General features: G+C 69.4%; 6 protein-coding genes and 1 pseudogene. 1 reads left to right on the forward strand and 6 read right to left on the reverse strand.

From position 1 onward, the window contains the following. Positions 1 to 592, reverse strand: a pseudogene (locus LQV45_RS18525) (ABC transporter substrate-binding protein); the annotation flags it as partial. Between the two features lie 195 nt (positions 593 to 787). Between LQV45_RS18525 and LQV45_RS18530 the strand changes: the two are divergent. Continuing rightward, positions 788 to 1558 carry a DUF6390 family protein gene (locus LQV45_RS18530; RefSeq protein WP_230008282.1) on the forward strand — a complete coding sequence of 257 codons (771 nt, stop codon included), beginning with the start codon at positions 788 to 790 and terminating at the stop codon, positions 1556 to 1558. A 69-nt stretch (positions 1559 to 1627) separates the two neighbouring features. Here the strand turns inward: LQV45_RS18530 and LQV45_RS18535 are convergent, their stop codons facing one another. The 5 genes from LQV45_RS18535 to LQV45_RS18550 all read right to left on the reverse strand — a co-directional run. Further along, positions 1628 to 1885 (reverse strand): HypC/HybG/HupF family hydrogenase formation chaperone, encoded by a 258-nt coding sequence (locus LQV45_RS18535; RefSeq protein WP_230008283.1) that lies wholly within the window; start codon positions 1883 to 1885, stop codon positions 1628 to 1630. Between the two features lie 13 nt (positions 1886 to 1898). Next, complete coding sequence (locus tag LQV45_RS18540; RefSeq protein WP_230008284.1) at positions 1899 to 2471, reverse strand: hydrogenase maturation protease; 573 nt, start codon at positions 2469 to 2471, stop codon at positions 1899 to 1901. 8 nt (positions 2472 to 2479) lie between these two features. After that, a complete protein-coding gene (locus tag LQV45_RS35900; protein WP_018772298.1) occupies positions 2480 to 2599 on the reverse strand; it encodes a hypothetical protein in 120 nt (39 codons plus the stop codon). Further along, positions 2596 to 4116 (reverse strand): hypothetical protein, encoded by a 1521-nt coding sequence (locus LQV45_RS18545; RefSeq protein ID WP_230008285.1) that lies wholly within the window; start codon positions 4114 to 4116, stop codon positions 2596 to 2598. The genes LQV45_RS35900 and LQV45_RS18545 overlap by 4 nt, the downstream gene beginning before the upstream one ends. Next, positions 4113 to 4569 (reverse strand): DUF6084 family protein (locus LQV45_RS18550; RefSeq protein WP_230008286.1); only part of this gene is annotated, 457 nt, incomplete at its 5' end. The genes LQV45_RS18545 and LQV45_RS18550, both read right to left, overlap by 4 nt.

The following is a 4569-nucleotide window of genomic DNA, read 5'->3' on the forward strand; positions in this document are numbered from 1 at the left end:
GGTCCGGCCGGCCCAGCATCGTTGCGAAAAGCGCGGTCCACGTGTCCACGTCCTGCTGCGTGCCGGTGTTCGTGATGCCCAGGACCTTCATCCCGGCCTGTTCCAGGGGTGCCGTCAGTTGCGCATCGCTCCACTGGACCACGACGTCGGGGTTCAGCGCCCGGATGCTTTCGACATTGGGCGTGAAGTCGGTCGTGGCGATGTCGTGCGGGATGTTCAGGGCCTCCGGGTACATGGTGCCCATGGCGCCGTCGCGCATGGCGACCCATGAGGCGTTGTGCATCCCGGCCAGATGGCCGGCGCCCTGGTCGACGGCGGCCAGCAGGGAGGCGGCGGGCATGGGAATGGTCACCACCCGGGTGACCGGGCGGTCGAAACTCAGGACCGTCCCGCGCTGGTCCGTCACCTGGATCCCCGCCGGGCCGGAGGCGGAACCCGGGGGCGCAGTACCGGCAGCCCCTGCCGGGGGCGTTGACTGCGGCGACGACTGTGGCGCCGTGCCGGCCGCGGCGCAGGAAGCGAGGAACAGCGCCCCTCCGCCGTAGAGGGCCGCTGCCAGTACAGATCGTCGGTTGGCTTCGGGGATGCTCATCGGCCTACCTCCCGGGAAGGACCGCGCGCAACGGCCTTTCGCTCCGCGCCGGCCACAGCAATGGTCCCGGTGCGGCATTTCCTCACAGCATCCGCCGAATGCGCAGGGGTGTCAATGCCGGTCACGACGGGCATTGTTCGCCGATGGGCGCCGGTGCTAGCCTCGCTGATATCCCCTGTGAAATGAGGCCACGGGATGGAAATCAACGGCGCCCAACTGTTTGTCCGCTACGCGTATCCGCCGAATTCGCGGGGCAGCTGCGGGCCGCCTGACAGCGACGCGCTGCTGCACTATGGCCAGTCCGGGGTGACCGACGCGGGCCTGCGCGAACTTGCGAAGGGGTTCGCCGGCGCCTGGCCGTACCTGGAGCTCATCGCAGGTGCCACCGGCAACCCAGACCCGCTGGACTACGCGGTGGTGGAGGCCTACTGGGTGGGAAACACGCTGCTGGACTCCGTGGGTGTGCGCAGCATCGGCAATTCCATGGAGGACCGGTTCCGCGCACGGACCGGGCATCAGTTCCCGCATCTGATGGAAGGGGTCCTGGCCGGCGGCGTCCCGCATCACAGCTTCCACGTCCTGGAAATCTATCCGTGGACGGGACTCTTGCGCGATGACAGGCGCTCATCCACGGCCCTGAATGTCCTTGACCAATGCCGCATCCGGTGGGGCGAGGTGGTGGCCGTCGAAGCGGACAGCGCCCTCGTGCGCTCGCGGCCCCTGGCGTGGGACGGGATGGCGCTGTCGCTGGGGGAACCGGTGATCGAGACGGCCAAGTACGCCGTGGCCGGGTCCGGCTTCATCGCTGACCTCATGCCCGGGGACATGGTGTCCCTCCACTGGGACTGGGTGTGCGACCGGCTCTCGGCCGCCCAGCTCCACCGGCTCCAGCACTACTTTGCGCGCCACCTCAAGATCGCGAATTCCGGCGTGGAGCACCGCGGCGCGGCGATCGCCCTCGAATAGCGGCGCCTTCAGATCCTTCAGTGGGGGAGTTCCTTCAGTGGGAGAGTTCCTTCAGTGGGGGAGTGAAGGCTACGGGACCGTGTCGGTGGGGTCCGGGCCCCGTCCCATGAGCTCAAGTCCCGTCATCGCACGGTCGGCGCCTTCCTGGTCCACGCGTTCCAGGGCGAAGCCCATGTGGATCAGGACCCACGTGCCGCTCTCCACGGGGCCGTCATCGAGGAGGCCAATGTTGATTTTGCGCTCCACTCCGGCCACATCAACGAGGGCGAGTTGCCCGTTGTAGCCGTCGATCACTTCGATGATCCGGCCCGGTATTCCCAGACACATCCGTGGTTCCTCCTCAGCCTGTTTCATCCGGAGCCGCGCTCGCGGGCGCTGCGTCTGCGTTCGTGATGCGGGCTGTGACCAGGGTGCGGACTGCTTCCACGGCTGCCGGAACGGCGCGGGACACGTCCTCGGACAGTCCCATGCCCTCGTCCGTTCGCCCCGCGATGCAGCCGACCAGGTAGGTCTCCGGCAGCGATCCGCCCAAAACACGCAGACGGCGGAGGACAGCCAGCGGGTCCATGCCATGCGGATCGAAGGCCGGATTGGCCCGCAGGCCGGCCGGCGTCAGCGGACCGCCGCTTTCCAGGTCCTCCACCCGGATCTTCAGGATCCGAAGCGTTCCCGCGCCTGCGCTCCCGTCCGCCGGGGCCGGGAGCACATCCACGAGCACCAGCGCATCCACCCCGTCCAGGAGATCGTAGGCGAGGTGCAGCCCGCGGATCCCGTAGTCCCGCACCTGGACCTCCTCCGGCGCCCAGCCGGGCAGGCCGGACACCTCCTCGGCCAGCCGGCGGGCGACGGCCGGCCCAAATCCGTCGTCGCGAAGGAACACGTTCCCCACGCCCGCCACGAGGACCCCGCTCACACCGGGCCTCACATGCTCCGCATTCGCACGTAGCGCTTGATGTCCGGAATTGAACGCAGGCCGACGACGGCTGCTGCCAGGCCCGCGGCCAGCAAGAGCACGACTGTCATGATGCCCAGAGCTTTCATGGTGATGGTTCCTTTCCGTTGTCCGGGGCCGGCGCCGCGGTGAGCGGCACGAGTTCCTCGGGGGCGAAATACAGATACCGTCCGTACCACTCCTGCAGTTCGGCGGCGGGGTCGGCCTCGAGGACCACCGCGACGTGCGTTCCGCCGTCGACGTCGAAGTGGACTCCGGTGACACGCCCCGACTTGCCGGCGAAGAAGAGGTCCTGGGCGTCGGCGCGGCGCAGCGGGACAACCCGCACCCTGCTGCCGCGTGAGATCGGGACGCCGTCGATGAAGACGGTGTCCGATCCCGGATCCACGGCGGCGTCCCGGGCCGGATCCCACCACGGCGTGCCGGTGTCCGCGTCGGAGGCGCCCGGAACCGAGAATTCCGGAACTGAGAACTCCGGATAGGCCGGGACCGCGGGGCCGGGGAAGCCGTCGCCTCCGATGCTCCCGGGTCCGAGGGGCGCACCGGCGTGCGGGTTCCGCAGGATGCCGTGCAACTGCTGGAGCTCCTCTGCCGTCATGTTTTCGCAGCGTTCGATGATCGCCGCGGCCCGGGCATCGGTTGACCGGGCCTCCGCCTTTTCCGCATCGGTCAGGGTGAGCACCCGCAAGGTCAGGATTTCATCGATCTCCGTCGCGTCGAACAGTTCCACGGTGCTTTCCGGTGCCACCGCCGGATGGTCATAGAGGATGATCGGGGACAGGAGCAGGACATCGCGCTGCCCCTCGGGGCCGGCGAGCACGGGCCAGCAGCGGTGCTGCCTGCACGACGCCGCCGCCGCCGCTGCCCATCCCGGCGGATCGATCACCGACAGGAAATCGGCATCGTGGACGGCGAGCAGGACATGGGCTCCGATGAACGAGTACTCGATGGCGGAACGCGTGTCGGTGGCCGCTGCCGCCGCGTTCTCCACCGTGACCCTGAGCCGCCACAGCGGCCCGTGGGCCGGCCCCGCCGCTGCCGCGGCCGCGGCATCTGCTCCGGCGGCCTGCCCCGGCGCCACCACTTGCGCCGCCAGCAGGCGCACCTCGCCACGAAGCTCCCGCCGCCGGCGCACAAGCCGGCCGGCAATGGCGCCGGCGGAATCCAGCACGGGCTCGATGTCCTCGTTCGCCGGCACGTTCACCGGCGCGGACACGCCGGCGGCAAGCTGGCCGAGGCTGTACGGCCCGAGGGTGATCTCCTGATCCGTTGCCTCGTCCCAGCTAAGCCACCGGGAGGCGCCGACGGTGAGTTCGTCGACGGGCGTGAATCCGCCGTCATCCGCGCGTTCGGCGGACCGTCTCTGGAGGTGCAGGAAGCGCAGGTGCACGTCGACCCGGGCCGCGGGTCCCGGCTCGAGGAGGCAATCCGCTGCCATGTCCGGCGCTTCGCCGGCACCGGATTCAGCCGCGCCCGGCGGCCCGAGCACGCCGAACTGCCAGCGGGCCTGGTTCTTGGCGGACGAGGCGCGGTAGGGGTACAGGAGGTATCCCTCGTAGAGGACGGCGTCGGCGACGGCGCGGGCCAGGCTGAGTCCGGTGTTCACGGCACCGGGTCGCCCGCCCCGGCCAGCAGCCCCTCGATAGCGGCCTCCCAGGAAATCAAGCCGTGGACCGCCTTGTACCTGGCCAGGGCCGCGAGGACGTCGCGGTCCAGGCGGATCCATCCCTGGTTCGGGAAGAATGCGTCCATCAGCGAGCGCCAGGCCGCCACGGGCAGGGCGTACCGGGTTTCCCGGTCCCAGGGAATCTGCTCGACGCCGAAGCCCGCCGCGCCGCGCGTGAAGACCGTCCCGGAGAAGAGGAACTCCAGCGGGACCGTCCCGTCCCGCAGGGAGTTCAGGTATTTTGCCGCTGCGACGTCGAAGTCGAACGTGCAGGGCAGCGGCAGGTCAACGTCGGCACTGTCCGCAAATCCCTGGACCAGGACGCCGCTGTGCATCCAGATGAAGGGCTTGAGTGTGGTGGGCAACCGTCCGCGGGTGCCGATGAGTTCCAGC

It is taken from the genome of Microbacterium sp. Bi128 (genome assembly GCF_918698205.1).

Bases quoted from the DNA above. Each gene is read 5' to 3' on its own strand.
- LQV45_RS18530 (WP_230008282.1), top strand. From the start codon at position 788: ATGGAAATCAACGGCGCCCAACTGTTTGTCCGCTACGCGTATCCGCCG.
- LQV45_RS18535 (WP_230008283.1), bottom strand. From the start codon at position 1,885: ATGTGTCTGGGAATACCGGGCCGGATCATCGAAGTGATCGACGGCTAC.
- LQV45_RS35900 (WP_018772298.1), bottom strand. From the start codon at position 2,599: ATGAAAGCTCTGGGCATCATGACAGTCGTGCTCTTGCTGGCCGCGGGC.